26 protein-coding genes are annotated in these 26,060 nt (G+C 55.5%); 9 read left to right on the plus strand and 17 right to left on the minus strand.

From position 1 onward, the window contains the following. Nucleotides 1-10 precede the first annotated feature (10 nt). Together znuC and znuB are read left to right on the plus strand one after the other, a co-directional pair. On the plus strand, nt 11-763 hold the full coding sequence (znuC, locus tag VW41_13305) for a zinc ABC transporter ATPase (GenBank protein ID AJZ89938.1): 753 nt from the start codon (nt 11-13) through the stop codon (nt 761-763). Continuing rightward, nucleotides 763-1,548 (plus strand): high-affinity zinc transporter membrane component, encoded by a 786-nt coding sequence (znuB, locus tag VW41_13310; protein ID AJZ89939.1) that lies wholly within the window; start codon nt 763-765, stop codon nt 1,546-1,548. The genes znuC and znuB overlap by 1 nt, the downstream gene beginning before the upstream one ends. 55 nt (nt 1,549-1,603) lie before the next feature. Here the strand turns inward: znuB and VW41_13315 are convergent, their stop codons facing one another. The 6 genes from VW41_13315 to VW41_13340 all read right to left on the minus strand — a co-directional run bounded on the left by VW41_13315 (nt 1,604) and on the right by VW41_13340 (nt 6,967). Next, the gene (locus VW41_13315) at nt 1,604-2,614 is read right to left on the minus strand and encodes an ATP-dependent DNA helicase RuvB (protein ID AJZ89940.1); all 1,011 of its coding nucleotides are present in this window, start codon (nt 2,612-2,614) and stop codon (nt 1,604-1,606) included. A gap of 8 nt (nt 2,615-2,622) precedes the next feature. Beyond that, a complete protein-coding gene (gene ruvA, locus VW41_13320) occupies nt 2,623-3,234 on the minus strand; it encodes an ATP-dependent DNA helicase RuvA (protein AJZ89941.1) in 612 nt (203 codons plus the stop codon). Between the two features lie 82 nt (nt 3,235-3,316). Beyond that, nucleotides 3,317-3,838, minus strand: a complete 522-nt coding sequence (ruvC, locus tag VW41_13325) for a Holliday junction resolvase (protein AJZ89942.1) — start codon at nt 3,836-3,838, stop codon at nt 3,317-3,319. A gap of 149 nt (nt 3,839-3,987) precedes the next feature. After that, on the minus strand, nt 3,988-4,728 hold the full coding sequence (locus VW41_13330) for a hypothetical protein (GenBank protein ID AJZ89943.1): 741 nt from the start codon (nt 4,726-4,728) through the stop codon (nt 3,988-3,990). A gap of 23 nt (nt 4,729-4,751) precedes the next feature. After that, the gene (gene nudB / locus VW41_13335; GenBank protein ID AJZ89944.1) at nt 4,752-5,195 is read right to left on the minus strand and encodes a dihydroneopterin triphosphate pyrophosphatase; all 444 of its coding nucleotides are present in this window, start codon (nt 5,193-5,195) and stop codon (nt 4,752-4,754) included. Beyond that, complete coding sequence (locus tag VW41_13340; GenBank protein ID AJZ89945.1) at nt 5,195-6,967, minus strand: aspartyl-tRNA synthetase; 1,773 nt, start codon at nt 6,965-6,967, stop codon at nt 5,195-5,197. The genes nudB and VW41_13340 overlap by 1 nt, the downstream gene beginning before the upstream one ends. A gap of 268 nt (nt 6,968-7,235) precedes the next feature. Between VW41_13340 and VW41_13345 the strand changes: the two genes are divergently transcribed. The 5 genes from VW41_13345 to VW41_13365 all read left to right on the plus strand — a co-directional run bounded on the left by VW41_13345 (nt 7,236) and on the right by VW41_13365 (nt 10,834). Then, on the plus strand, nt 7,236-7,802 hold the full coding sequence (locus VW41_13345) for a hydrolase (protein AJZ89946.1): 567 nt from the start codon (nt 7,236-7,238) through the stop codon (nt 7,800-7,802). Further along, nucleotides 7,799-8,617, plus strand: a complete 819-nt coding sequence (locus tag VW41_13350; GenBank protein ID AJZ89947.1) for a hypothetical protein — start codon at nt 7,799-7,801, stop codon at nt 8,615-8,617. The genes VW41_13345 and VW41_13350 overlap by 4 nt, the downstream gene beginning before the upstream one ends. Nucleotides 8,618-8,687: 70 nt before the next feature. Next, a complete protein-coding gene (locus tag VW41_13355) occupies nt 8,688-9,083 on the plus strand; it encodes a membrane protein (protein ID AJZ89948.1) in 396 nt (131 codons plus the stop codon). A gap of 39 nt (nt 9,084-9,122) precedes the next feature. Then, nucleotides 9,123-9,866 carry a tRNA methyltransferase gene (locus VW41_13360; protein AJZ89949.1) on the plus strand — a complete coding sequence of 248 codons (744 nt, stop codon included), beginning with the start codon at nt 9,123-9,125 and terminating at the stop codon, nt 9,864-9,866. Further along, nucleotides 9,863-10,834, plus strand: a complete 972-nt coding sequence (locus VW41_13365; GenBank protein AJZ89950.1) for a tRNA methyltransferase — start codon at nt 9,863-9,865, stop codon at nt 10,832-10,834. Before VW41_13360 ends, VW41_13365 begins: the two co-directional genes overlap by 4 nt. 54 nt (nt 10,835-10,888) lie before the next feature. Here the strand turns inward: VW41_13365 and VW41_13370 are convergent, their stop codons facing one another. Both VW41_13370 and VW41_13375 read right to left on the minus strand, forming a co-directional pair. Continuing rightward, a complete protein-coding gene (locus VW41_13370) occupies nt 10,889-11,167 on the minus strand; it encodes a hypothetical protein (protein ID AJZ89951.1) in 279 nt (92 codons plus the stop codon). Between the two features lie 1,883 nt (nt 11,168-13,050). Then, nucleotides 13,051-13,785, minus strand: coding sequence for a copper homeostasis protein CutC (locus VW41_13375; protein AJZ89952.1), 735 nt, complete (start codon nt 13,783-13,785; stop codon nt 13,051-13,053). A 91-nt stretch (nt 13,786-13,876) separates the two neighbouring features. On the opposite strand from VW41_13375, the gene VW41_13380 reads away from it, so the two are divergent. Continuing rightward, nucleotides 13,877-15,016 (plus strand): aspartate aminotransferase, encoded by a 1,140-nt coding sequence (locus VW41_13380; GenBank protein AJZ89953.1) that lies wholly within the window; start codon nt 13,877-13,879, stop codon nt 15,014-15,016. Here VW41_13380 and VW41_13385 read toward each other — a convergent pair whose 3' ends face one another. Continuing rightward, entirely contained in the window at nt 15,017-15,583 is a 567-nt protein-coding gene (locus VW41_13385) for a hypothetical protein (protein ID AJZ89954.1), read from the minus strand. It lies immediately after the preceding gene. A gap of 243 nt (nt 15,584-15,826) precedes the next feature. Here VW41_13385 and VW41_13390 point away from each other — a divergent pair, with 243 nt between their 5' ends. Continuing rightward, nucleotides 15,827-17,560, plus strand: a complete 1,734-nt coding sequence (locus VW41_13390) for an arginyl-tRNA synthetase (protein ID AJZ89955.1) — start codon at nt 15,827-15,829, stop codon at nt 17,558-17,560. A gap of 121 nt (nt 17,561-17,681) precedes the next feature. Here the strand turns inward: VW41_13390 and VW41_13395 are convergent, their stop codons facing one another. From VW41_13395 to VW41_13430, 8 genes are all read right to left on the minus strand, one after another. Next, entirely contained in the window at nt 17,682-18,077 is a 396-nt protein-coding gene (locus VW41_13395) for a flagellar protein flhE (GenBank protein ID AJZ89956.1), read from the minus strand. Continuing rightward, entirely contained in the window at nt 18,078-20,156 is a 2,079-nt protein-coding gene (locus VW41_13400) for a flagellar biosynthesis protein FlhA (protein ID AJZ89957.1), read from the minus strand. It abuts the gene before it with no gap. After that, the gene (gene flhB, locus VW41_13405; protein ID AJZ89958.1) at nt 20,149-21,300 is read right to left on the minus strand and encodes a flagellar biosynthesis protein FlhB; all 1,152 of its coding nucleotides are present in this window, start codon (nt 21,298-21,300) and stop codon (nt 20,149-20,151) included. The genes VW41_13400 and flhB overlap by 8 nt, the downstream gene beginning before the upstream one ends. Nucleotides 21,301-21,443: 143 nt before the next feature. Beyond that, entirely contained in the window at nt 21,444-22,094 is a 651-nt protein-coding gene (locus VW41_13410) for a chemotaxis protein CheZ (GenBank protein AJZ89959.1), read from the minus strand. 10 nt (nt 22,095-22,104) lie between these two features. Further along, a complete protein-coding gene (locus VW41_13415; protein ID AJZ89960.1) occupies nt 22,105-22,494 on the minus strand; it encodes a chemotaxis protein CheY in 390 nt (129 codons plus the stop codon). Nucleotides 22,495-22,513: 19 nt separating this feature from the next. Continuing rightward, complete coding sequence (locus tag VW41_13420; GenBank protein ID AJZ89961.1) at nt 22,514-23,563, minus strand: chemotaxis protein; 1,050 nt, start codon at nt 23,561-23,563, stop codon at nt 22,514-22,516. After that, nucleotides 23,560-24,426 (minus strand): chemotaxis protein CheR, encoded by an 867-nt coding sequence (locus VW41_13425; protein AJZ89962.1) that lies wholly within the window; start codon nt 24,424-24,426, stop codon nt 23,560-23,562. Before VW41_13425 ends, VW41_13420 begins: the two co-directional genes overlap by 4 nt. Before the next feature lie 19 nt (nt 24,427-24,445). After that, the gene (locus VW41_13430; protein ID AJZ89963.1) at nt 24,446-26,050 is read right to left on the minus strand and encodes a methyl-accepting protein IV; all 1,605 of its coding nucleotides are present in this window, start codon (nt 26,048-26,050) and stop codon (nt 24,446-24,448) included. Between the last annotated feature and the right edge of the window lie 10 nt (nt 26,051-26,060).

Genomic DNA, 26,060 nt, shown 5'->3' on the forward strand with positions numbered 1-26,060 from the left:
TGAAATTGTCATGACAAATTTGGTTGAACTGAAAAATATCTCGGTCTCTTTCGGCCAGCTACGCGTGCTGGCCGATATCTCACTTGCGCTCAAACCCGGCCGTATTCTTACGCTGTTGGGGCCAAACGGCGCCGGTAAATCCACCTTAGTGCGCGTCGTGCTCGGGCTGGTCACGCCCGACCAGGGCGTTATCAAGCGCGACCAGCATCTGCGCATTGGCTATGTGCCGCAAAAACTGCATTTGGACGCCACGCTGCCGCTGACGGTGAGCCGCTTCCTGCGGCTGCGTCCGGGCGTTAAAAAAGCAGACATTCTCCCGGCGCTTAAGCGTGTGCAGGCCGCCCATTTGATTGATGCGCCGATGCAAAAACTGTCTGGCGGTGAAAATCAGCGTGTCCTGTTGGCGCGTGCGCTGCTCAATAAACCTCATCTGCTGGTGCTGGATGAACCCACCCAGGGCGTGGACGTCAACGGTCAGCTGGCGCTGTACAATCTGATTGACCAGCTTCGCCACGAGCTGAACTGCGCGGTACTGATGGTTTCGCACGACCTTCACCTCGTGATGGCCAAAACTGATGAAGTGCTGTGCCTGAACCACCACATCTGCTGCTCCGGCACGCCTGAAGTCGTCTCCACCCATCCTGAATTTATCTCAATGTTTGGGCCAATCGGTGCCGAACAGTTAGGTATTTATCGCCACCATCATAACCATCGTCACGATCTGCAGGGTCGCATCGTTCTGCGCAGAGGGAATGGACAGTAATGCTTGAATTGTTGTTGCCCGGCTGGCTGGCCGGGGTTTTGCTCGCCTGTGCGGCGGGGCCACTGGGCTCTTTTGTGGTCTGGCGTCGGATGTCCTACTTCGGCGATACGCTGGCACACGCCTCATTGCTGGGCGTAGCATTTGGTCTGCTGCTCAACGTGAACCCCTTTTATGCCGTTATCGCGGTGACGCTGCTGCTTGCCATTGGCCTGGTCTGGCTCGAGAAACGCCCTCACCTCGCCATTGATACCCTGCTTGGCATTATGGCGCACAGCGCCCTGTCCCTCGGCCTGGTAGTGGTCAGCCTGATGTCCAACGTGCGCGTCGATCTGATGGCCTACCTGTTCGGGGATCTACTCTCGGTCACGCCGCCGGACATTATCTCCATTGCCGCAGGCGTTGCCGTCGTGCTTGGCGTACTCGCCTGGCAGTGGCGTAGCCTGCTGGCGATGACCATCAGCCCGGACCTGGCCCACGTTGATGGCGTCAATCTTCAGCGCGTGAAAATGCTGTTGATGCTGGTTACCGCCCTCACCATTGGCGTTGCAATGAAGTTCGTCGGGGCGCTGATCATTACCTCGCTGCTGATAATCCCCGCCGCAACCGCACGGCGCTTCGCCCGGACGCCGGAGCAGATGGCGGGCTTTGCTGTCCTGATTGGTATGGTTGCCGTCACCGGTGGGCTTGCTTTCTCGGCGCTGTACGACACGCCGGCCGGCCCATCCGTCGTGCTGGCCGCCGCCGGGCTGTTTATTCTTAGCATGGCAAAAAAACAGCCAGCTTAAGACTGGCCGTGAAACGAAAAAGGCGCCCCAGGGCGCCTTTTTTATTGCGGAATACTCACGGCTGGGCCGGAGGGACAATCCCAAAATGTGTCCAGGCTCGCGGGGTGGCAATACGTCCACGCGGCGTTCGCTGCAGGAAGCCCTGCTGAATCAGGAACGGTTCAAGCACGTCCTCAATGGTTTCTCTCTCTTCGCCGATAGCAGCGGCAAGGTTATCCAGCCCAACCGGGCCACCGAGAAACTTGTCAATCACCGCCAGCAGCAGCTTGCGGTCCATGTAGTCAAAGCCTTCGCTATCCACATTCAGCATATCCAGCGCCTGCGCAGCCACCTCGGCGGTAATCGCCCCGTCATGCTTCACTTCGGCAAAGTCACGCACGCGGCGCAGTAAGCGGTTAGCTATCCGGGGTGTACCCCGAGCGCGACGGGCAACTTCCAGGGCACCATCCTCGCTCATCTCCAGCCCGAGTACGCTGGCGCTGCGCCCGACAATATGCTGCAAATCGGCCACCTGGTAAAACTCCAGCCGCTGCACAATGCCGAAACGGTCGCGCAACGGCGAGGTCAGAGAACCAGCGCGCGTGGTCGCGCCAATCAAAGTAAATGGCGGAAGATCGATTTTAATCGAACGCGCGGCCGGGCCTTCGCCAATCATGATATCCAACTGATAGTCTTCCATCGCCGGATACAGTACCTCTTCCACCACCGGGGAAAGGCGGTGAATCTCATCGATAAACAGCACATCGTGAGGCTCAAGATTGGTCAGCATTGCCGCCAAATCGCCGGCTTTTTCCAACACCGGGCCGGAGGTGGTACGCAAATTCACGCCCATCTCGTTGGCCACAATGTTAGCCAGCGTGGTTTTCCCCAACCCTGGCGGGCCGAAAATCAGCAGATGATCGAGCGCATCGCCGCGCAGCTTTGCCGCCTGAATGAAAATTTCCATCTGCGAGCGGACGTGCGGCTGCCCGACATACTCTTCGAGCAGTTTAGGGCGGATTGCACGATCGATTAACTCGTCCTGGGTGATGTTTCCTGGGGATACCAGGCGGTCTGCTTCAATCATCCTCTACCTCATAGCGCCGCGCGGAGCGCTTCGCGGATCAGGGTTTCGCTGTCGGCACCGGCACGGCCTACTTTGCTGACCATGCGGCTGGCTTCCTGTGGTTTATAGCCCAGAGAAACGAGGGCAGCAACGGCTTCCTGCTCCGCGTCGTCCGCCTGGCCGTTATCCGGGGAGGTTAGCACCAGATCCGCAGCCGGGGTGAACAGATCGCCATGCATGCCTTTGAAGCGGTCTTTCATCTCAACAATCAGGCGCTCGGCAGTTTTCTTCCCGACGCCCGGCAGCTTGATGAGGGAGCCAATTTCTTCGCGCTCGACGGCATTAACGAACTGCTGAGCCGACATCCCGGAGAGAATAGCCAGCGCCAGTTTTGGCCCCACGCCGTTCACTTTAATCAGCTCGCGGAACAGCGTACGTTCCTGCTTATTGTTAAACCCGTAGAGCAGCTGAGCGTCTTCACGCACCACGAACTGAGTGAACACTACCGCTTCTTTACCAATGTCCGGCAGCTCATAGAAGCAGGTCATCGGCATATACACTTCGTAACCCACGCCGTTGGTTTCCAGCAATACCAATGGGGGCTGCTTTTCCAGAACGGTGCCTCTGAGTCGACCTATCACATTGTGCTCCTGCGTATTTACGTTGATGCGCGAAAAAGTAACGCTATGATATAAAAAAGGCTGGATAGATATCCAGCCTTAATTATTTTAATCGCCCCCGCGCCAGGTTGAGCCGCGATTCGCTCATCTGGGCCGCGTTTTGCGTTACGTGGCAATGCGTAATAGCGATAGCCAGCGCATCCGCCGCATCCGCCTGGGGATTAGCCGGGAGCTTAAGCAGCGTACGCACCATGTGCTGCACCTGGCTTTTCTCCGCGCTGCCCATGCCCACCACGGTTTGCTTTACCTGGCGTGCCGCGTACTCAAACACCGGCAGATCAGCATTCACTGCAGCCACAATGGCCGCGCCGCGCGCCTGCCCCAGCTTAAGCGCGGAATCCGCGTTCTTCGCCATAAATACTTGCTCAATGGCGAAATATTCAGGCTGAAACTGGGTAATGATTTCGCTCACTCCCGCGTAGATAAGCTTCAGACGCGAGGGCAAGTCGGCAACCTGCGTTCGAATACAGCCGCTGCCCAGATAGGTCAACTGCCGCCCGGTCTGGCGAATTACACCATAACCGGTGACGCGTGACCCCGGGTCGATGCCGAGAATAATCGCCATTAAACCTCTCAATCAGGTAGAGACGATACCCTAAATATTTCAGCTCACAGAAAGGCGGCTACGCAGCGCATCCCCCAGAGCGTAGATAAACTACGTGCTGGGGTAAGCGAGGAGAGCCAACGCATCTGTGGGCTGAAAAATGACGGGTATTAAAGGGTCGCCGCCACCTCGTCGGAGATCTCACCGTTGTGGTAAACCTCCTGCACGTCATCACAGTCTTCCAGCATGTCGATCAGACGCATCAGCTTAGGCGCGGTGTCCGCGTCCATGTCTGCTTTGGTGGAAGGGATCATTGAAACTTCCGCGTTGTCCGCCTTCAGACCCGCAGCTTCCAGAGCATCTTTCACCGCGCCCATTTCTTCCCACGCGGTGTAAACGTCGATGGCACCATCGTCGAAGGTCACGACGTCTTCAGCACCCGCTTCCAGCGCCGCTTCCATGATCTGATCTTCGTCACCCGCTTCGAAGGAGATAACCCCTTTCTTGCTGAACAGGTAGGCTACGGAGCCGTCGGTGCCCAGGTTGCCGCCGCATTTGTTGAACGCGTGGCGCACTTCGGCAACGGTACGGTTGCGGTTGTCGCTCAGGCATTCAACCATCACGGCAGAACCGCCTGGGCCGTAACCTTCATAAATGATGGTTTCCATGTTCGCATCATCATCGCCGCCCACGCCGCGCGCAATCGCACGGTTCAGGGTATCACGCGTCATGTTGTTAGACAGCGCTTTATCGATAGCTGCGCGCAGACGCGGGTTAGACCCTGCATCGCCGCCGCCCAGACGGGCAGCCGTGACCAGCTCGCGAATAATTTTGGTGAAAATCTTACCGCGCTTGGCATCCTGTGCCGCTTTGCGGTGTTTCGTGTTGGCCCACTTACTATGACCTGCCATAACAATCTCCAAAAGCGCCTGTATCAGGCGGCATCAATTACAAACTCTTCAATCGCCTGCCGGTTGCTCCATGACTTGGTCATCAGGGCCGCCTCTTCGGCGGGCACCCATTTCCAGGCCAGATGTTCCGTAATAGTAATCTGGCGTTCATGAGGCAGCGCAAGACAGAACCACGATTCCGTATTACGCGTGATCCCCGGCGCATAGCGATGACGCAAATGAGTGAATATCTCAAACTCCACCCGGCGCTGGCAGTCAACTAACGGCAGCGGCTCATTGAGCACATCGATAGCGACCTCTTCCTTTACTTCACGCCGGGCGGCATGCAGCGCGCTTTCCCCTTCCTCAAGGCTGCCGGTGACCGACTGCCAAAAATCAGGATCGTCGCGCCGCTGTAACATCAGCACCCGCTTCGTATCTTCTGCGTAAATGACCACCAGAACCGAGACGGGACGCTTATAAGGCATCAGTTTTTCTCTGCCTTTTTAATGACTTCAATCCCCAGTTCGGCAAGCGAAGCAGGGTTAGCGAAACTTGGCGCTTCGGTCATCAGACAGGCGGCAGCCGTGGTTTTCGGGAAGGCGATAACGTCACGGATGTTGTCGGTACCGGTCAGCAGCATGGTCAGGCGATCCAGACCAAACGCCAGGCCTGCATGAGGCGGAGTACCGTACTTCAGCGCGTCCAGCAGGAAGCCGAATTTCTCGCGCTGTTCCTGCTCGTTAATGCCCAGAATGCCGAACACGGTCTGCTGCATCTGGCCGTTGTGAATACGCACGGAGCCGCCGCCCACTTCATAGCCGTTGATAACCATATCGTAGGCGTTTGCAATGGCGGTTTCCGGCTGGGCAGCCAGTTCTTCCGGCGTCATATCTTTTGGCGCGGTGAACGGATGGTGCATCGCGGTCAGGCCGCCTTCACCGTCCTCTTCAAACATTGGGAAGTCAACCACCCACAGCGGCGCCCATTTTTTCTCATCGGTTAACTGCAGGTCTTTACCGATTTTCAGACGCAGCGCGCCCAGCGCATCGGCAACCACTTTTTTGCTGTCCGCACCGAAGAAGATCATGTCGCCGTCGGCCGCACCGGTACGTGCCAGGATAGTTTCTACGATATCCGCATTCAGGAATTTGGCTACCGGGCTGGTTACCCCTTCGATGCCTTTCGCACGCTCGTTAACCTTGATGTACGCCAGGCCACGAGCGCCGTAAATTTCAATGAACTTGCCGTAGTCGTCAATCTGTTTACGGCTGATCTGTGCGCCACCCGGCACACGCAGCGCGGCAACGCGGCCTTTCGCATCGTTTGCCGGGCCGGAGAAGACTTTAAACTCAACGTCTTTGACCAGGTCAGCTACATCCACCAGCTCCAGCGGGTTACGCAGGTCCGGTTTGTCGGAACCGTAGCGGCGTTCAGCTTCGGCGAAAGTCATCACCGGGAAGTCGCCCAGGTCAACGTTAATGGTGTTAATCCACAGTTTGCGCACCAGGTCTTCCATCACTTCACGCACCTGCGGTGCGGTCATAAAGGAAGTTTCGACGTCGATCTGGGTAAATTCTGGCTGACGATCGGCGCGCAGATCTTCGTCGCGGAAACATTTAACGATCTGGTAGTAGCGGTCAAAGCCGGACATCATCAGCAGCTGTTTGAACAGCTGCGGAGACTGTGGCAGTGCGTAGAACTTGCCTTTATGTACGCGGGAAGGCACCAGATAGTCACGAGCACCTTCAGGCGTGGCTTTAGTCAGCATCGGGGTTTCAATATCGAGGAAACCGTGATCGTCCATAAAGCGGCGCACGAAGCTGGTAATTTTTGCGCGAGTTTTCAGGCGCTGAGCCATTTCTGGACGACGGAGATCCAGGTAACGATACTTCAGGCGCGCTTCTTCAGTATTAACGTGGTTGGAGTCCAGCGGCAGCACGTCAGAGCGGTTGATGATGGTCAGTTCGGTGGCAAATACTTCCACTTCGCCGGTGGCCATATCTTTATTAACGTTGCGCTCGTCGCGAGCACGCACGGTGCCAACAACCTGAATACAGAACTCATTACGCAGTTCAGAGGCGAGCTGAAACGCTTCCTGACGGTCCGGGTCGAAAAACACCTGCACGATGCCTTCACGATCGCGCATATCAATAAAGATAAGGCTACCGAGGTCGCGGCGACGATTGACCCACCCACTAAGCGTTACTTGCTGTCCCACATGGGATTGATTGAGCTGCCCGCAATATACTGTACGCATGAGATATCCCTTAATTAGCTGCACGCGACCCGCCACCTGCGACGGCAGGCGCTTTGGTGGCAGCTATTTCGACTGTCACAACTGGATGAAAAAAGGGGGCTATTATACTGGAAATAATGGCTGGCGATAACCCCGAAACCGCCGACTGGCGCGAATCACAGCGCCGGTATTGCAGATTCTCACAAAAATTAACAAAATTTGTAAACTCAGCAACCTGGCTTCCAGCGTAAGGTATTGACCCTTAACCCCAATGTTAATCGGAGTCACAATGACACAATTGAACGCATCTCGTACTGCCCTGGTGGTGATTGACCTGCAGGACGGTATTTTACCGTTCGCGGGCGGCCCCCACAGCGCCAACGACGTCGTGGCTCGTGCAGCGCGCCTGGCTGAGAAATTCCGGGCCAACGGTTCGCCGGTGGTCATGGTGCGCGTAGGCTGGTCGGCCGATTACGCTGAAGCCCTGAAACAACCTGTTGATGCCGCACCGCCGGGCCATGCCCTGCCGGAGAACTGGTGGAGCTACCCTGCCGCACTCGGTAAAAAAGACGGAGACCTTGAAGTGACCAAACGCCAGTGGGGTGCGTTTTACGGCACCGATCTGGAGTTACAGCTGCGCCGTCGCGGTATCGACACCATCGTCCTTTGCGGGATCTCAACCAATATTGGCGTTGAATCTACCGCCCGCAACGCCTGGGAAATGGGCTTCTCGTTGGTTCTGGCTGAGGATGCCTGCAGCGCAGCCAGCGCCGAACAGCATAATCACAGCCTGAAGTTTATCTTCCCGCGTATTGCCCGCATTCGCAGCACCGACGAGATAATCGCCTCACTATGATTTATATCGGCCTTCCACAGTGGCAGCACCCGAAATGGAACCGGCTGGGCATCACTTCGCTGGAAGATTATGCCCGCCACTTCAACTGTGTGGAAGGCAACACCACGCTGTACGCTCTGCCAAAAGCAGAAATCGTACAGCGCTGGCGGGAAATGACAGGCGACAGTTTTCGCTTCTGTTTTAAATTTCCCGCCACCATTTCCCATACCGCCGCCCTTCGCAACTGTGGCGATCTCACCGCCGAGTTTTTCGACCGCATGTCGCCGCTGGCGGGCAGGATAGGCCAATACTGGCTGCAATTGCCGGCCACCTTCGGGCCAGGTGACCTCCCGGCGTTATGGAATTTCCTCGATACGTTGCCCGCTGACTTTACCTATGGCGTAGAAGTACGGCACCCGGCCTTTTTCGATAAAGGCGCCGATGAGCAGGCGCTGAACCGTGGCCTTCACGACCGCAAAGTGAATCGTGCGATTCTCGACAGCCGCCCTATTCACAGCGCCGTGCCGCATAATGAGGCGGTGCGGGAAGCCCAGCGAAAAAAACCTAAAGTTCCGGTGCATGCCATTGTCACGGCCAGCCACCCGTTAGTGCGGTTTATCGGCAGCGATAACATGGAGCAAAACGCCGCACTGTTCGACGTCTGGTTAAAAAAACTGCCTGAATGGGCGACAAAAGCGACGCCCTACCTGTTTCTTCACACCCCGGACATTGCCCAGGCCCCGGAGCTGGTTCATACGCTGTGGCCCGCGCTACAGCACGCTTTCCCTGAATTAGGTGCCCCGCCAGCTATCCCGCAACAGGCCACACTTTTCTGACCACTAGCGACAGCACTCCTGTTGCGAGCTATCATAGCGGAAGCCGTAACTATTTCGACATGGAGTTAATATGGTAAGCGCGCTGTATGCGGTGCTGGCTGCTCTGCTGTTAATTAAGTTTTCGTTCGACGTTGTTCGCCTGCGCATGCAGTACAGAGTATCCTACGGCGACGGTGGTTTTAGTGAACTCCAAAGCGCCATTCGTATTCACGGCAATGCGGTGGAATATATTCCCATTTCCCTTCTGCTGTTATTGCTGATGGAGATGGACGGTGCCGAAATCTGGATGGTACATATTTGCGGTATTATGCTGTTGGCCGGACGCCTGCTGCATTATTATGGATACCATCATCGTCTTATTCGCTGGCGCCGTTCCGGCATGGGTGCCACATGGTGTTCTCTGCTGCTGATGGTGCTGGCCAACTTATGGTATATGCCGTGGGAGTTGGTTTTCTCGCTCCGTTAACGCAAAATACGCCCCTTTCGAATTTCCGGATTTAACGTTATGTCTGACCGCGATACGCTGTTTTCCGCCCCGATAGCCAAACTGGGCGACTGGACCTTTGATGAACGGGTAGCTGAAGTCTTCCCCGATATGATCCAGCGCTCGGTGCCAGGTTACTCCAATATCATCTCCATGATTGGCATGCTGGCGGAGCGCTTCGTGCAGCCTCACAGCCAGGTCTACGATCTTGGCTGCTCTTTGGGCGCGGCAACATTATCGGTACGACGCAACATCCACCACGATGGCTGCAAAATTATCGCCGTCGACAACTCACCGGCCATGGTCGAACGCTGCCGTCGCCATCTGGACGCCTTTAAAGCGCAGACGCCCGTCGAGGTCATCGAAGGCGATATCCGCCATATCGCCATTGAAAATGCTTCAATGGTGGTACTGAACTTTACGCTGCAATTCCTCGAGCCCGATGACCGTCAGCGGCTGTTGAACAACATCTGGCAAGGCCTGAAGCCGGGGGGTGCGCTGGTGCTTTCGGAGAAATTCAGCTTTGAAGATGCCGAGGTCGGCGAGCTGCTGTTTAACATGCACCACGACTTTAAGCGCGCCAACGGCTACAGCGAACTGGAAATCAGCCAGAAACGCAGCATGCTGGAAAACGTGATGCTGACCGACTCGGTCGAAACCCATAAAAAACGCCTCCGGCAGGCAGGCTTTGAGCACGCCGAACTGTGGTTCCAGTGCTTTAACTTTGGCTCTCTGGTAGCCGTCAAATCCGGAGAAGTCGCGTGATTGATTTCGGTAATTTTTATCAGCTGATTGCAAAAAACCACCTGGCCCCGTGGCTGGAAACCCTGCCCGCGCAAATTGCCAGCTGGCAGCGTGAATCCCTGCACGGCCAGTTCAAACACTGGTACAACACGGTGAACTACCTGCCGGAGATGACACCTCATCGTCTCGATCTGCTGCACAGCGTAACCGCAGAGTCCGCCGCCCCGCTAAGCGAGGGCCAGCAGCTTGGCATTGAAAAACTGCTGCGTAACCTGATGCCGTGGCGGAAAGGGCCTTACTCGCTGTATGGCGTAGATATCGACACCGAATGGCGCTCAGATCTTAAATGGGATCGCGTCTTGCCGCACATTTCCCCGCTTGCCGGGCGAACCATTCTCGACGTCGGCTGCGGCAGTGGCTATCACCTGTGGCGGATGATTGGCGCAGGCGCACAGCTTGCGGTTGGTATTGACCCAATGCAGCTGTTTATTTGCCAGTTCGAGGCAGTGCGCAAACTGCTCGGGAACGATCAGCGCGCACACGTTCTACCGCTGGGTATTGAGCAACTTCCGGAACTGAACGCCTTTGATACCGTGTTCTCGATGGGCGTACTTTACCATCGCCGCTCGCCGCTGGATCACCTCTGGCAGTTGAAAAACCAGTTGGTCAAAGAGGGTGAACTGGTGCTGGAAACGCTGGTGGTGGAAGGCGATGAAAATACCGTATTAGTGCCGGGCGAGCGCTACGCGCAAATGCGCAACGTTTACTACATTCCGTCCGCGCTGGCGCTGAAAAACTGGCTGGAGAAATGCGGTTTTGTCGACGTGAAGATTGTCGATCACTGCCTCACCACCCAGGAAGAACAGCGCCGCACTTCGTGGATGATCACCGAGTCGCTGGGAGACTTCCTCGATCCGAACGACAGCCGCAAAACCATTGAAGGTTACCCTGCCCCGCTTCGCGCCGTTCTGGTGGCCCGTAAGCCATAATCCTCAAACAAAAAACCCGGCGCTGATTGCCGGGTTTTTTATCTTCGCTATCTTTTAGCGAAACACCTGTGCGGTTCCGCTCCACAGGCTGGAGTCGCCCGGGGTGGCCAGGCCAGTAACGTTAATTTTGCTGCCGCCGATTTTCTCGGCCTTTACCTGGAGCTGATTGACGGCGTCATCGGTGCTACCGGACACGCCTCGGATGGACACTACGCCAATCTGCTCCTCACCAGCAGTGCTGCCGTTAAGCACTTGCGGGAGTGGGGCGGCAAAAGCGGTAGATGCAAAAACGGATGACAGAGCCAGGATTACGGTTGCAGTTATTTTTTTCATTTTTAATTCCCTCTAACATTGATAGTTGTCAGAGAGGATTATTCACAATGGGGTGTTTTATAACGTAAGTGACTGGCAAACGATGTTAAACAATGTGTGCAAAAAATGCAGAACTGGTTACACAACGCTTCGCCGCTTACAAATAAAAAACCCTGAGGTTAGCCAGGGTTTAAAGGGATTAAGTTTTGTTCAGTCACTTTTTAGCGACTAGCTGATTCTCAATTTAATGCCCTGATATGAAACCTAATCAACATCTCGTGACTCTTTCCTCATCGTCACTCATTGACGCAGGAATGAGTCCAAATGGAAGACCCTCACCACCATGGAATACATTGACAAAATTACGCTGCCCATTAATTTCATGCCAGCATGCCAGTTAAACACCCAGTGCTTATGCGGAAAATGATTTACCTTTTCGCTTTACCAAACCGACAGTGAAAGCCCAGGCAAGTTAAAATAAATTATAGATACAACATCGATTATCAAACGGAGAGTTTATTTTGGCGATAAATAAACAAGATAAAGCTGCTATTCCAATAAGATAACAGAACAAAAACGAAACAAGAAGAAAGCTATTCATAATCAAATCCTTTAATTTTGAATACAACTAAACTCCATGAAAATACGTACAATCAATAAACAAACTTAGTACATTCCTGTCAAGTCGCATCCATGTATAGCTTTTTAACGAATTGAAAAGTTTCGTTGAAACGGCCAGCGAGAATCGAATCCAGATCATCAACTCATTTTAGAGGTGGAAAGTTGAGGTAATAGCCATTATACGATGACCGTATTTTTTCGGTTAATGCCTATTGAATAAGTAGTCAGTTTGGTTTAAGTACATTCGGCTGAGTACTGGTGCGATGCTGCTGATTGTGCAGCAGCAGCTAAGCGCTCATGCGAATGAGGTTTACATTTTCTGCCTGTCAGGCCATTGGTTAAAGTATCAGAACGTTAGAACAACTCATAGATGTGGCATTTACTGTCACACTCAGATGTCATTGTGGAGAATATAGAATGATAAAGCGTCACCGTCACCATAAGACAAAAACACAGAAACAAGACAAGAAGAAAACTATTCATAATCAAATCCTTTAATTTTGAACATGACTAAACGCCAGGGAACCGTGTGCCAGTTATAAACAACCAAATGTTGTGCATTCTTGTCAAGCCACGCCCATGTATAGCTTTCTCACGAATTGAAAAGTTTTGTTGGAGCGTAAAACGAGGATCGAATTCGTACCATCAGCCCGGAAGGCTTTGGTAATAGCCAATATACGATGGCGCGCTCTGGTGCCGACTACCGGAATAAAACTGGTGACCTACTGATTATAAGCCGGTTGATCTATCTTGACCCTGTGCCAGCAATAGTTTTGCTTTGGCGACGGACTGGAGTTCATCGGGTTGTTCAACGGGTGTACGTGGAGAGGAGCCCCCGCCCTTACTCCCCGAGATGCGTCGTTTTCCATGCTGTACTCATAAAAAACCGCCCGAAGGCGGTAACTGTAGCGTTATTTTAAATATTATTTAACGAGCAAGTCGTAATAATATTGTTCATCATACATTCTTAGAAAACGTATTGCGCCACAACGGACATATTCAAGTTGTTTATCACGCGTAATTTCACCCTGACATATAGGGCAGGAACTGTTTGAAAAGATGAAAGCCAACTGAATACCCCCCCAGCAAAAAAGAGCCCTTTTTAGGTTGTCACAACTTATCAGTTTTTTTATTTGCCTGGTCCAGCCCCAAGAGCCCCCCAAAACAACATAATTGATTGATATGGATAAAAAAAGCCCCAGCAATACGCCGGGGCCTGGTACGAGCAAGCATCATATTGGGCGACATGATGCGCGGTAGAAATCTTTTCAGTGCGGCGGGTTTCATCCCGCCAGTGCGTTTTTCATGGCCGCCACTGTGTCTGCATCCACACAGTAACGATTAAATTCATCGGCTTCAGCATCGGCGCTCATCGAAACTCCAGCTTTGCGATAGCGCATCGGGGAAGGTACCGACCGCCCCGCCGAGCTGTGAAGCTCCTCAATGCCGTTTGCCACAAACTTACTCACGTTGCTCAAACGCACGCCTGCGCCAGCCATAATAATTGGAGCACGGGAATGCTGTTTTAGTTCCCGAAGAAGTGAGATTCCCGTTTCGGCCGTTTGCTGCTGCCCTGAAGTCAGTATCCTCGCGACGCCTAACGCAGCCAGTTGCTCAAACGCCTGCAGCGGATGATGGCACATATCAAACGCCCGGTGGAACGTCACGGCCATCCCTTCGGCGGCCTGCATCACCTGCTCCATTCGCGGCAAATCAATATTGCCGTCTTCATCAAGCATACCAATAACAAACCCCGGGAAACCGAGTTCACGCACAAAAGCGATATCTTCGAGCATGGTGGCAAATTCGCCGTCGGTGTAGCAAAAATCACCGCCGCGCGGGCGAATAATCGGATGCACCGGAATCGACACTTTCTGTCTCACTTGGCGCAACACGCCAGCGGATGGCGTCAGCCCGCCTTCTTTAGGCGCGGAGCAGAGTTCAATTCTGTCCGCGCCGGCTTGTTCTGCAGTAACAGCACAATCTATTCCATAACAGCATATTTCAAGCAAAGCCATTGATTACTCCTATTAAAACCTGCAGTTCGCCGGTTGTGTCCCCGTCACGGAATGATAATCTGAAAAGAGATCCACAAAAAGGTAGCGTACTATGGCATTCAATTTTGATGAATGGATCGACAGGCGTCACAGCGACAGTTCGAAGTGGAATAAATTTTCTGAAAACGTGCTGCCCATGTGGGTTGCTGATATGGATTTTCGCTCACCGCCCTGCATCCTCGATGCGCTACAGGCGCGCGTCCGGCACGGCGTATTTGGCTACGGCAAACGGCCGGATGAACTGATAGAAATCCTCACCGAAAGGCTCGCCAGCCGCTATCAGTGGCGCATCAAACCAGAATGGCTGGTCTTTTTGCCTGGCGTTGTTTCCGGCCTGAATCTCTGCGTTCGAGCCTTTACCGCCGCCTCGGAATCGACGATAGCCCCGACGCCGATATACCCGCCGTTTCGTAGAGCTTCCGAACTTGCCCAGCGCACGCAGATTAATATGCCGCTCAGGCTGAAAGAAAAACGCTGGATTATCGAGCCTGAAGCGTTAGCGACCGGCCTGACGGGCAAAGAAAAACTATTGATGCTTTGTAATCCGCAGAACCCCGGCGGCACAGTTTACCGCCGGGACGAGCTTGAGCAGCATCTGGCCTTTGCGCAGCGGAATGAGCTAATTGTCTGTTCCGACGAAATTCACTGTGACTTATTGCTTGAACCTGGCGTAACGCATATTCCTTTCGCGACATTAAGTGAAGATGCGGCGCAGCGTTCAGTGACGCTAATCTCCCCGTCCAAAACCTTTAATATTGCCGGGCTTGGTGCCTCGGTGGCCGTTATTCCCAATCCTGAACTGCGCCGTAAATTCAAAGCCGCGCGGGCAGGTATTGTTCCGGAAGTGGATATTCTGGCCCTGGCGGCGGCGGAAGCTGCATGGCGAGACGGCGAGGCGTGGCTGCAGGCGCTACTGGTTTATCTGCGCGTTAACCGGGATAAGCTGATACAAGCGGTGAATGCCACTCCGGGCTTAACGATGGTATCGCCGGAGGCCACTTATCTCGGCTGGATTGACGCCAGCGGCTTAGGCGTAGAGAACCCGGCAGAATTCTTCCTCAACGCCGGGCTGGGCGTCTCTCCCGGCACAGATTTTGGCGAAAAACAGTTCGTGCGAATCAACTTTGGCTGTACGGCGGCTGTCCTTGATGAAGCCATCAGCCGCCTGCAAAACGCCGCTCAGCAGCGCTAATCAGTCGGCCTGTTCGCTGGCAACAATCTGCTCAATACTCCAGGGATGGAATTTGATTGTCACTTTACCGTCGGTAACCGCAAGCGTTGGGTTGGGCAATCTTTCACGCTCCCCTTGCGGCGAGCTGGTTTTCACCGAAATACCCGTTTCACGCAGCCCGGCGTCAGACAACAAATCCAGCGCCCGCGCGTTAAGCGTTTCTGGTTCGCCCGGCAGCACTATCTCAACGTGTTCCCAGCCTTCGTGCGGGTAACGTTTTTCACCGGGCCAGGGCAGCTCCACAACCGTAAATCGCCAGTGCGCAACGCACACCGGCTCATCCAGCCTGAATAAACAGATTGGGCGACCATTGATAATATTTTCACTCAGCAAGGTGCCGCATTTTTCCAGCCCTGCGCGCCAGCGTTCGGCCGTCGCGTTCTGGTGGCAACGCAAAGAAATGTGATCGGCATCCAGGGGCGCAATTTCCAGCCCGAGCCGGGTGGCAAGTTCTGTTAACGCTTTCGTAAATCTCGGCAGATCTGCCGAAATATCATGCAGTTCATCTACCGCCTGCCAGTGTGCCATACCGCCATCCTCTTTCTTAGAAAGCGCGTAATCTACCCTGTTCCTGGCGGGCCGCCAACTCTCCGCCAGGGCCAAATGCTGATGAATGGTTATTCATTGCACCGTTAATAATAATTGCGCCGCCCGCAAGCAAGGCTTTTGCTGACGTCAGAGCGCAAATAACGTTATACTCTCGCCCTGTTTCTTTCCCCATTTTTAGGCAGCCATGATTCGGCGGCCCAGTACAAATTGTAAGGTATCCCGGTGAATATTCAGTCTCTTCTCTCAGAAAAAATCAGCCAGGCGCTGATTGCTGCTGGTGCGCCAGCGGACTGCGAACCGCAGGTTCGTCAGTCAGCAAAAGTCCAGTTCGGCGACTATCAGGCCAATGGCGTGATGTCCGTTGCTAAAACGCTGGGCATGCCGCCGCGACAGGTTGCAGAGAAGGTCATCGCTAATCTCGATCTGACCGGGATCGCCAGCAAAGTCGAGATCGCCGGCCCGGGCTTTATCAACATATTCCTCGACCCGGCATTTCTGGCGAAAAACGTTGATCAAGCCGTAGCGTCCGATCGTGCGGGGGTGAGCCTGTCTGAACCACAAACCATCGTGGTCGACTACTCTGCGCCAAACGTTGCTAAAGAAATGCACGTGGGCCACATTCGTTCCACCATCATCGGTGACGCGGCCGTGCGTACCCTCGAGTTCCTCGGCCACAAAGTCATTCGCGCCAACCACGTTGGCGACTGGGGCACTCAGTTCGGCATGCTCATCGCGTTCCTGGAAAAACAGCAGCAGGAGAACGCCGGCGAAATGGCGCTGGCCGACCTGGAAGAGTTTTACCGTGCGGCCAAAAAACACTACGACGAAGACGAAGTCTTTGCCGAACGCGCCCGTGGTTACGTGGTTAAGCTCCAGGGCGGCGATGAATATTGCCGTGAGATGTGGCGCAAGCTGGTCGACATCACCATGACGCAGAACCAAAAAACCTACGAACGCCTCAACGTGACCCTGACCCGTGATGACGTGATGGGTGAAAGCCTCTACAACCCAATGCTGCCTGGCATTGTGGCCGACCTGAAAGAGAAAGGCCTGGCGGTAGAAAGTGAAGGCGCGACCGTAGTGTTCCTGGATGAGTTCAAGAACAAAGACGGCGACCCTATGGGCGTGATCATTCAGAAAAAGGATGGCGGTTACCTGTACACCACCACCGACATCGCCTGCGCGAAATACCGCTACGAGACCCTGCACGCAGACCGCGTGCTCTACTTCATTGACTCCCGCCAGCACCAGCACCTGATGCAGGCCTGGACCATCGTGCGTAAAGCCGGCTACGTGCCGGAATCCGTTACTCTGGAACACCAGATGTTCGGCATGATGCTGGGCAAAGACGGCAAGCCGTTCAAAACCCGCTCCGGCGGCACCGTGAAGCTAACCGACCTGCTGGATGAGGCAATGGAACGCGCCCGTGGCCTGGTCGCGGCGAAGAACCCGGATATGCCTGCGGACGAACTGGAAAATCTGGCGAAAGCCGTCGGCATTGGCGCGGTAAAATACGCCGACCTGTCCAAGAGCCGTACCACCGACTACATCTTCGACTGGGACAACATGTTGGCCTTCGAAGGGAATACCGCGCCATACATGCAGTACGCCTACACCCGCGTATTGTCCGTGTTCCGTAAAGCCGACCTCGACGAAGCCGAACTGCTGAAAGCGAAGGTCGTCATTACCGAAGATCGTGAAGCTCAGCTGGCCGCCCGTCTGCTGCAGTTTGAAGAAACGCTGAACGTCGTTGCTCGCGACGGGACGCCGCACGTTATGTGTGCCTATCTGTACGATGTTGCGGGCCTGTTCTCCGGCTTCTACGAGCACTGTCCTATTCTGAGCGCCGCCGATGAAGCGACCCGCAATAGCCGCCTGAAGCTGGCGCTGCTCACTGCGAAAACCCTGAAGCTGGGTCTGGATACGCTGGGTATCAACACCGTAGAACGTATGTAAGCCTAGAGCTATACAGACAAAAAACCCGGCCAGTGAGCCGGGTTTTGTTTTTCAGGCCAATCAGAAATGGCAGGGAAATAGCCCGTTGACGCTCAGACAGCCTGCTAGTCAACCAAAGGGCTTACTGAACATAGTTAACAATAACCTGATTACTGCGCACCCGCAGCGGTGGGTACATCGCCCCGCCGCCCGGCACTTCCCAAACAAAGCGCAATGGCTGATTTGCATCGGTGTTAGTCAGCCCGCGCGTGGTGCCATTTTCACCTTCAAGCGGGGTACAATTCGTGGGCGAACAAAGTTTCACCGCCAGCCCCGCAGGCGTGGGGCCATCCAGCACATAGGTCCAGGCAATCAGCGTCATTCTGCCGCTGACGGGCTGCATCGGTTTCAACGGGCGGGACGAGGCAGACACCCCCCGATTGCTCAGGGTCACGCCGATGCCGCTGTCCTGCCAGGAGCCCTCACCTAACGCCAGCGCACCAAACGGCACCAGCAACATCAAAAGTAATGCTTTCATTTATTTCGCTCCGATCGTCGCCGTCATGCGGATGTTGCGGTTGTCAGACAGCTCCAGGCTCGAGAGCACCACCAGCTGCGGTAACGTTCTGCGTAAGAAACGGGCCAGCAGAGGGCGCAGAGCGTGGTTCACCAACAGCACCGGCGGCGCGCCCAGCATCTCCTGGCGCTGCAAGGCATCCTGAGTCTGTTCCAGCAGGCGGTCGGCCAGTCCCGGCTCGAGGCCGCCCCCGCCCTGCAGAGCCTGCAGCAGCAGACGTTCCAGGGACGCATCCAGCCCAATAACCTGCACTTCGCCGGTGCCAGGGAACCATTGCTGCGTGATGGCCCTGCCCAGCGCCACGCGAACCACGGCGGTCAGCTCATGCGGATCGCTCTGAATAGGTGCATGTTCCGCCAGCGTTTCCAGAATGGTACGCATATCGCGGATCGGCACCTTCTCTTCAAGCAGGTTTTGCAGCACTTTATGCAGCGTCGTCAGCGTCACCACCGCCGGGATGAGATCTTCGGTCAGCTTAGGCATTTCCTGCGTCACGCGATCCAGCAGCTGCTGCGCTTCCTGGCGGCCAAACAGCTCTGGTGCAAACTGCCCGATAAGGTGGTTCAGGTGCGTTGCCACCACGGTACTCGCTTCAACCACGGTGAAGCCCTGAATCTGCGCCTGCTCTTTCAGGGCGCTTTCAATCCAGATGGCGGCAAGACCAAAGGCCGGATCAATGGTCGCCTCGCCCGGCAATGTCCCTGCGGCCGTGCCGGGGTTAATCGCCAGCCAGCGGCCAGGGTAGGCATCGCCGCTCCCAATTTCTACGCCCTTCATCAGGATCCGGTAACGCGCCGGGGGCAGATCCATATTGTCGCGGATATGCACCACCGGCGGCAGGAACCCCATTTCCTGAGCGAATTTTTTACGAATACTGCGAATACGTCCGAGCAGCTCGCCGTCCTGCTGGAAATCCACCATCGGAATCAGGCGATAGCCCACTTCCATGCCCAGCGGATCTTCCAGCTGCACATCATTCCAGGTGGCCTCCACGGCCTGGGTATTTTCCGGCATTTTCACCGGCTGAGGCGCTTCTGGCGCGGCCATCTGGCGGCCACGCATCCACCAGGCTAAGCCCAGTAATGCGGCGGTAAACAGCAGGAAAACAAAGTTTGGCATGCCCGGCACCATCCCGAGCAGCCCGAGTACGCCAGCGGCCAACAGCATCACGCGTGGGTTATTGAACAGCTGGGTCACCATCTGTTCGCCGACGTCCTGATCGGTCGCTACGCGGGTAACGATCACGCCCGCAGCGGTGGAAATCACCAGCGCCGGGATCTGAGCCACCAGGCCGTCACCGATGGTTAGCAAGGTATAGCTTTGCGCCGCCGCACCCATCGCCATATCGTGCTGGATAACGCCGACCATCAGGCCGCCCACCACGTTAATCACCATGATGATAAGCCCGGCCACGGCATCGCCGCGAACAAACTTACTTGCCCCGTCCATTGAACCGTAAAAGTCAGCTTCCTGGGTCACCTCAGAGCGGCGCTTTTTCGCTTCCTCTTCACCAATGATCCCGGCGTTCAGGTCGGCATCGATTGCCATCTGTTTACCCGGCATCCCGTCCAGCACAAAACGCGCGCCCACTTCGGCGATACGCCCTGCCCCTTTGGTGATAACCATAAAGTTGATGATAACGAGGATGATAAACACCACGATACCGATGGCGAAGTTACCGCCCACCAGGAAGTGGCCAAATGCTTCAACCACTTTACCCGCCGCCGCGGCACCGGTATGTCCTTCCAGCAGGATGATACGTGTAGAAGCGACGTTCAGCGCGAGGCGCAGCAAGGTCGTAAACAGCAGAATGGTTGGAAAAGCCGCGAAGTCCAGCGTGCGTTGGGTGAACATAGCCACCAGCAACACCATGATCGACAGCGCGATGTTAAAGGTAAACAGCAGGTCGAGGACAAACGGCGGCAGCGGCAGCACCATCATCGACAGAATCAGCAGGATCAGTACCGGTCCCGCAAGAATTTGCCATTGCCCAGATTTCATGTTGCCCGGCAGGCGCAACATCGCAGCCAGATTAGCCATCGGAGTCCTTCTCGTTTGCAAAGTCCAGCGCCTCAGGCACCGGCAGATTTTCAGGTTTCTTAGGAATTAAGCCGCCCGCCACGCGCCAGCGGCGCAGCTGCCAGACCCAGGCCAGCACTTCCGCCACGGCAGAATAAAGCTGGCCGGGGATCTGCTGCCCAATTTCTGCATGGCGGTACAGCGCGCGCGCCAGCGGAGGGGCTTCCAGCATCGGGATGCGGTTTTCATTACCAATTTCTTTAATGCGCTGAGCGATAAGTCCGGCTCCTTTAGCCAGGACTTTGGGCGCGCTCATTTTGTTTTCGTCGTACTGCAGAGCCACCGCATAGTGGGTCGGGTTCGTAACGATAACATCTGCTTTTGGCACATCGGCCATCATGCGACGGCGGGCAATCGCTCTCTGCTGCTGACGAATACGCCCTTTAATGTGCGGGTCGCCCTCGTTCTGTTTGTACTCGTCCCGAATATCCTGACGGGTCATGCGTAACTTTTTAATGTGGCTGTAGATCTGGAAGAAGACGTCAAATCCCACCATAGGAATGAGGCCCAGAATCACCAGCAGAGCGCAAAGCGCCACCATGTTTAGTGCACTGGCAAGCGCGGTCACCGGAGACTCACTCATCAAGCGCATCATCGCCGGCCAGTTGTGCCACAAATACCAGGCGGCCACGCAGCCCACCAGAACCGCTTTCAGCAGCGCTTTGAGCAACTCCGCCGCTGTCTGCATGGAAAACATCCGCTTAATGCCGGCAATCGGGTTAAGTTTGCCGAGGTTAAACTTGATGGATTTCGCGCTGAAGTTCACGCCCCCCAGCAGCATCGGCGCAGCTATTGCGACAATGACCAGGCCTGAGATCAGCGGCAGCAGGGCCATCACGGCAAGCTTAATCAAATGGCTAATCTGATTCACAATCAGGCTGGGATCGTTGATGATTTTATGGTCAAAGTGCAGGCCATCAGACAGCATCGCGCCGAGCATCTTGCCCAGCGACGCGCCTCCCATCCAGATAATGCACAGCCCCACCAGCAGCATCAGCAGGGAAGTCAGTTCTCGGGAACGCGGGATCTGCCCCTCTTCACGCGCCTTTTCTAGTCGGTGGGCCGTGGGGGCTTCTGTTTTTTCCTGATCGCTATCTTCAGACACCGCAACAATCTCGTGGCCGCATTTTCAAGGACAGCATGACAGAGCACGGTTGGGCTAATAGAGGAATTACAAACGTTTTTGTACGTTTATTTTGACGTTAAGCGGCGGCCTCCCCCACGCACGCGAGAGCGGCCGCCGGTATGTTAAAACCCTAAGCTGTCCAGCAAATCATCAACCTGATCCTGGCTTGCCACCACGCCGGCGGCGGTAGCATCAAGCTGTGGGCCATTCAGCAAGCCTTCGTTCACGCGCCTGGCGCGCGCGTCCGGCTCTGGCATATTTTCCAGCAGCACCATCAACAGCTGGCGTTCGATCTCCTGGATAACGTCCATCATGCGCTTGATAACCTGACCGGTAAGGTCCTGGAAATCCTGTGCCATCATGATTTCCAGCAGCTGTGCGTTAGTGAAGCTGGTGTGCTCCGGGACGCCTGACAGGTAGCTGCGGGTATCGGTCACCAGTTCGCGCGCATCTTTCAGCTCGATCGGGTTTTCAAACCATGCATCCCAGCGGCCACTCAGCGCTTTGGCTTCACTTTCCAGCTGGTTCTGGTGGGGCTGAGACAGCTCCACGCAGTTCAACGCGCGCTCTGCCGCCTGCGCGGTCATTTGCACGACATAGTCCAGGCGATCGCGGGCGTCAGGAATGGCTTCAGCCGCCTCAGCAATGGCCTGGTCGAGCCCCAGTTCACGCAGGCTGTCGCGCAGCATGCGGGTCAGGCTACCGATACGTGCAATGATATCGGTCGGTGAATGCTCGTGTATCTCTGTTGCCGGGTTTGTTGATGAGTGCATTTGCGCCTCCTTACATGCCGAGCTTTTCGAAAATTTTGCCCAGTTTCTCTTCCAGTGTTGCCGCCGTGAATGGCTTAACGACGTAGCCGCTTGCCCCGGCCTGTGCGGCTGCAATAATGTTTTCTTTCTTGGCTTCCGCCGTAACCATCAGCACCGGCATCGCTGACATCGCGCCGTCGGCACGAATCGTTTTCAGCAGTTCCAGGCCGTCCATGTTCGGCATGTTCCAGTCAGAGATCACAAAGCCAAAACCACCGGCCTGCAGTTTGTTCAGCGCATCTACGCCGTCTTCCGCTTCTTCAACGTTATTAAAACCCAGCTCTTTAAGCAGGTTACGCACGATACGGCGCATGGTTGAAAAGTTGTCTACGACCAGAAACTTGAGTTCTTTGTCCGCCATAAAATCCGGGCTCCTTCAGTTAAATACGTATTGCCTGTCCGGCTCTAATTTTCGCCAGCATCTGCTGGCTAACCTGGCTTAAATCGACCACTTCGCTGACGCCACCAGAATTGATGGCCTCACGCGGCATGCCGAACACCACACAACTTGCTTCGTTTTGGGCGATGGTCCACGCCCCTGCCTGGTGCATCGCCAGCATCCCGGCGGCACCGTCATTACCCATCCCGGTGAGGATCACGCCCACGGCGTTACGCCCCGCGTGTTTCGCCACCGAATGGAACAGCACATCCACGGCCGGGCGATGCCGGTTCACGGGTGGGCCGTCATGTAATTTGATTTGATAGTTTGCGCCGCTGCGCGCCAGCTCCATGTGCTTATCCCCCGGGGCGATATAGGCATGCCCCGGCAGCACGCGCTCGCCGTCTTCGGCCTCTTTCACGCTGATCTGGCACAGCTTATTCAGCCGCTCGGCGAACGAACGAGTGAAGCCCGGCGGCATATGCTGGGTAATCAACAGCGCCGGGCTGGACAGCGGCAGCGGCTGCAGCACATGTCGAATCGCTTCGGTGCCACCGGTTGACGCCCCAATCGCAATCAATTTTTCCGAACTCAGCAGCGGCCCGGCCTTCAGGGTCGCAGGCACGGCGGTTGGCGCATGTGCGGCAATCTTCGCCCTGGCAGCGGTACGCACTTTTTCAGCAATCATTTCGCTGTAGGCCAGCATCCCTTCGCGGATGCCGAGCTGCGGCTTGGTCACAAAGTCGATGGCGCCCAATTCCAGCGCCCGCAGTGTCACCTCAGACCCTTTTCCAGTCAGCGAAGAAACCATCACCACCGGCATAGGCCGCAGGCGCATCAGCTTCTCCAGGAAGTCGAGGCCGTCCATACGGGGCATTTCGACATCCAGCGTTAATACATCCGGATTGAACTTTTTAATCAGATCGCGCGCCACCAGCGGGTCCGGTGCGGTAGCAACCATTTCCATATCGCTATGACTGTTGATAATTTCCGTCATTATCTGCCGCATCAGCGCAGAGTCATCGACCGATAAGACACGTATTTTCGTCATGTTCTTTCCTTACTCAGGCCATAGACCGTCTGGCCACGCAGCCAGAAGTCACGGCTGAGGTTACTGAAGTTCTCCGAATGCCCGGCAAACAGCAAACCACCGGGTTTCAGCAGCGGAACAAAGCGCTGCAAAATCGCCTGCTGTGTGGGTTTATCAAAATAAATCATCACATTGCGGCAAAAAATGGCGTCAAATGGCCCTGGCACCGGCGCCTGCTTGTCCAGCAGGTTAATCGGCGCAAAATCAATATGATTCGACAGTTCGCTCCGCACCCGGACAAGCCCCTCATGCGGCCCTGTGCCTCGCATGAAATAGCGCTGCATCTGTACCGGCGAAAGCGTTTTCAGCTCCTCCTGGCGATAAACGCCGCTCTGGGCTTTCTCCAGCACCTGCGTGTCGATATCGCTGGCAAAAACCTTCCAGCGACCAGCCCCGCCCCCCAGCACATCCGCCAGAGTAATGGCGATGGAATACGGCTCCTCTCCGGTCGAAGCCGCTGCGCTCCAGACTTTATAATCTCCGGCGCGCTTACGGGCGTGTTCCGCAAGGATTGGGAAATGATGTCCTTCGCGAAAAAAAGCGGTCAGGTTAGTGGTCAGCGAGTTGATAAAAGCCTGCCATTCGGCGCTGCTGGAATTAGCCTCCAGCATGCCTAAATAGCGGCCAAAATCATCCAGACCCAGCAGACGCAGGCGACGAACCAGGCGGTTATACACCATGTCCCGTTTATGGTCGGCCAGCACAATACCCGCGCGCTGATAGATCAACTGGCATATCCGGCGAAAATGCGCGTCGGACAGCGGCAGACGCTGTGTCATCTGTAGCATTAATGACTGTTGCCCGGTGGGCGTCGATGATGTCATAGCGCCTTCTTCATTCCATTCAAGATGTTACCCATTCCCCTGTGGCGACGAACTCGCTGGCGACAGGATCAGCATCGGTGCCGCTCAGGTTAAATACCGCCACCACGCCGGAAAGATATTCGGCCTGGCCCGCCAGCGCGTCGGTGGCGCTGGCGGCTTCTTCAACCAGCGCGGCGTTTTGCTGCGTGACCTGATCCATCTGGCTGACCGCCTGGGCGACCTGCTCAATCCCACGGCGCTGTTCATCTGACGCCGAGGCAATTTCGCCCATAATGTCGTTAACCTGCGTGACCGAACGGACAATTTCAGCCATCGTTGTCGCCGCCGTATCTACAAGCTTTGACCCCTGTTGCACACGGTCAACGGACTCTTCAATTAAGACTTTGATCTCTTTGGCCGCCTGCGCGCTGCGGCTGGCCAGGTTGCGAACTTCCCCTGCAACCACCGCAAAGCCGCGGCCCTGCTCCCCGGCTCGCGCCGCTTCTACCGCTGCATTCAGGGCGAGGATATTAGTCTGGAACGCAATACCGTCGATCACGCTGGTAATATCGCTAATTTTCTGCGAACTGCCCGCGATGTCGCGCATGGTATTTGCCACGTTCGCGGCCTGCTGACCGCCCTGCTTCGCGGTGTCAGCCGCGCTGCGGGAAAGCTGTGCCGCCTGGCGGGCGTTATCGGCGTTCTGCCCTACCGTGGCCGTGAGTTGCTCCATGCTTGCCGCCGTTTCGGCCAGTGAAGCCGCCTGCTGTTCGGTGCGCGCAGACAGGTCGCTATTGCCTGCGGCAATCTCACCGATACCGGCGTGCATTGAGCGGGTACCGCTGCGTACCTGACTGACCGTCTCCTTTAACGCCGTTTGCATGTTTTTCAGGCTGGCGAATATCTCCGAGATCTCATTGCGCCCGAAGACCGAAATGGGCTTCGCCAGGTCGCCGGCGGCGATGCTGTCAAAGTGGCTACGCACAATGGCCAGCGGCTGAACAATCATCTTGCGCGACCAGGCCAGGGAACCGAGTAACAGCACGACGGCGATAATTGTCACCACGGTGAAAATCACCGCAGAGATATGGTAATTTTTCTGACTGTCGCCGCTGGCCTCCAGCACAATCTGATTGATGCTCTGCTGCCAGGCATTGAAGTTCGCATCAAAAACGCCCTGCGATTTTTGTACCGGCGCGCTCATAAAGTCAGACAGCTGGTTGTTCTCAAGCCACGTAGCCTGGTGCTGGAGATCGTCCCGAAACGCCGCATAGCTCTCTTTCGTCGACGCCAGCATTTTCTCGGCCTCGCCCTCTTTCTGCGGGATCTCGAGGAACTGATTAAACAGCATATCCGCCTGCTTCAGGCTGCTGCGGGCATCCGCCATCAGACGCTTGATATCGTCCGGCGGATAGCTGAGCGCCGTCAGCGTGCCAGCCCGGTTTAAGGCGTTGCTGGCCTGCAGTAATGCGGCCCGGCTTTGCGTTAACGCATCGCGCTGCTGGTTGCTAACCTCGACCCTTTTTAGGTTCTGGAAATCGTCACGAAAAGCCCAGAAAGACAAACCATTACTGCCAATCTGCAATACGCCGCAGACAATCAAAATCAGGAAAAGCGTGGTCGAGATCCGGATACGGTTTAACATCAAAGCTTCC

It is taken from the genome of Klebsiella michiganensis, from assembly GCA_000963575.1.
Lineage (GTDB): Bacteria > Pseudomonadota > Gammaproteobacteria > Enterobacterales > Enterobacteriaceae > Cedecea > Cedecea michiganensis_A.

Excerpts from the sequence above, each read along its gene's own strand:
- nudB (AJZ89944.1), bottom strand. The coding sequence starts at position 5,195 with ATGCCTTATAAGCGTCCCGTCTCGGTTCTGGTGGTCATTTACGCAGAA.
- VW41_13400 (AJZ89957.1), bottom strand. The coding sequence starts at position 20,156 with ATGGCTAATCTGGCTGCGATGTTGCGCCTGCCGGGCAACATGAAATCT.
- VW41_13410 (AJZ89959.1), bottom strand. The coding sequence starts at position 22,094 with ATGCACTCATCAACAAACCCGGCAACAGAGATACACGAGCATTCACCG.
- VW41_13340 (AJZ89945.1), bottom strand. The coding sequence starts at position 6,967 with ATGCGTACAGTATATTGCGGGCAGCTCAATCAATCCCATGTGGGACAG.
- ruvC (AJZ89942.1), bottom strand. The coding sequence starts at position 3,838 with ATGGCGATTATTCTCGGCATCGACCCGGGGTCACGCGTCACCGGTTAT.
- VW41_13330 (AJZ89943.1), bottom strand. The coding sequence starts at position 4,728 with ATGGCAGGTCATAGTAAGTGGGCCAACACGAAACACCGCAAAGCGGCA.
- VW41_13370 (AJZ89951.1), bottom strand. The coding sequence starts at position 11,167 with ATGAAAAAAATAACTGCAACCGTAATCCTGGCTCTGTCATCCGTTTTT.
- VW41_13415 (AJZ89960.1), bottom strand. The coding sequence starts at position 22,494 with ATGGCGGACAAAGAACTCAAGTTTCTGGTCGTAGACAACTTTTCAACC.
- VW41_13345 (AJZ89946.1), top strand. The coding sequence starts at position 7,236 with ATGACACAATTGAACGCATCTCGTACTGCCCTGGTGGTGATTGACCTG.
- VW41_13380 (AJZ89953.1), top strand. The coding sequence starts at position 13,877 with ATGGCATTCAATTTTGATGAATGGATCGACAGGCGTCACAGCGACAGT.
- VW41_13350 (AJZ89947.1), top strand. The coding sequence starts at position 7,799 with ATGATTTATATCGGCCTTCCACAGTGGCAGCACCCGAAATGGAACCGG.
- VW41_13385 (AJZ89954.1), bottom strand. The coding sequence starts at position 15,583 with ATGGCACACTGGCAGGCGGTAGATGAACTGCATGATATTTCGGCAGAT.
- VW41_13430 (AJZ89963.1), bottom strand. The coding sequence starts at position 26,050 with ATGTTAAACCGTATCCGGATCTCGACCACGCTTTTCCTGATTTTGATT.
- VW41_13360 (AJZ89949.1), top strand. The coding sequence starts at position 9,123 with ATGTCTGACCGCGATACGCTGTTTTCCGCCCCGATAGCCAAACTGGGC.
- VW41_13375 (AJZ89952.1), bottom strand. The coding sequence starts at position 13,785 with ATGGCTTTGCTTGAAATATGCTGTTATGGAATAGATTGTGCTGTTACT.
- VW41_13420 (AJZ89961.1), bottom strand. The coding sequence starts at position 23,563 with ATGACGAAAATACGTGTCTTATCGGTCGATGACTCTGCGCTGATGCGG.
- VW41_13395 (AJZ89956.1), bottom strand. The coding sequence starts at position 18,077 with ATGAAAGCATTACTTTTGATGTTGCTGGTGCCGTTTGGTGCGCTGGCG.
- znuB (AJZ89939.1), top strand. The coding sequence starts at position 763 with ATGCTTGAATTGTTGTTGCCCGGCTGGCTGGCCGGGGTTTTGCTCGCC.
- VW41_13355 (AJZ89948.1), top strand. The coding sequence starts at position 8,688 with ATGGTAAGCGCGCTGTATGCGGTGCTGGCTGCTCTGCTGTTAATTAAG.
- VW41_13315 (AJZ89940.1), bottom strand. The coding sequence starts at position 2,614 with ATGATTGAAGCAGACCGCCTGGTATCCCCAGGAAACATCACCCAGGAC.
- VW41_13425 (AJZ89962.1), bottom strand. The coding sequence starts at position 24,426 with ATGACATCATCGACGCCCACCGGGCAACAGTCATTAATGCTACAGATG.
- znuC (AJZ89938.1), top strand. The coding sequence starts at position 11 with ATGACAAATTTGGTTGAACTGAAAAATATCTCGGTCTCTTTCGGCCAG.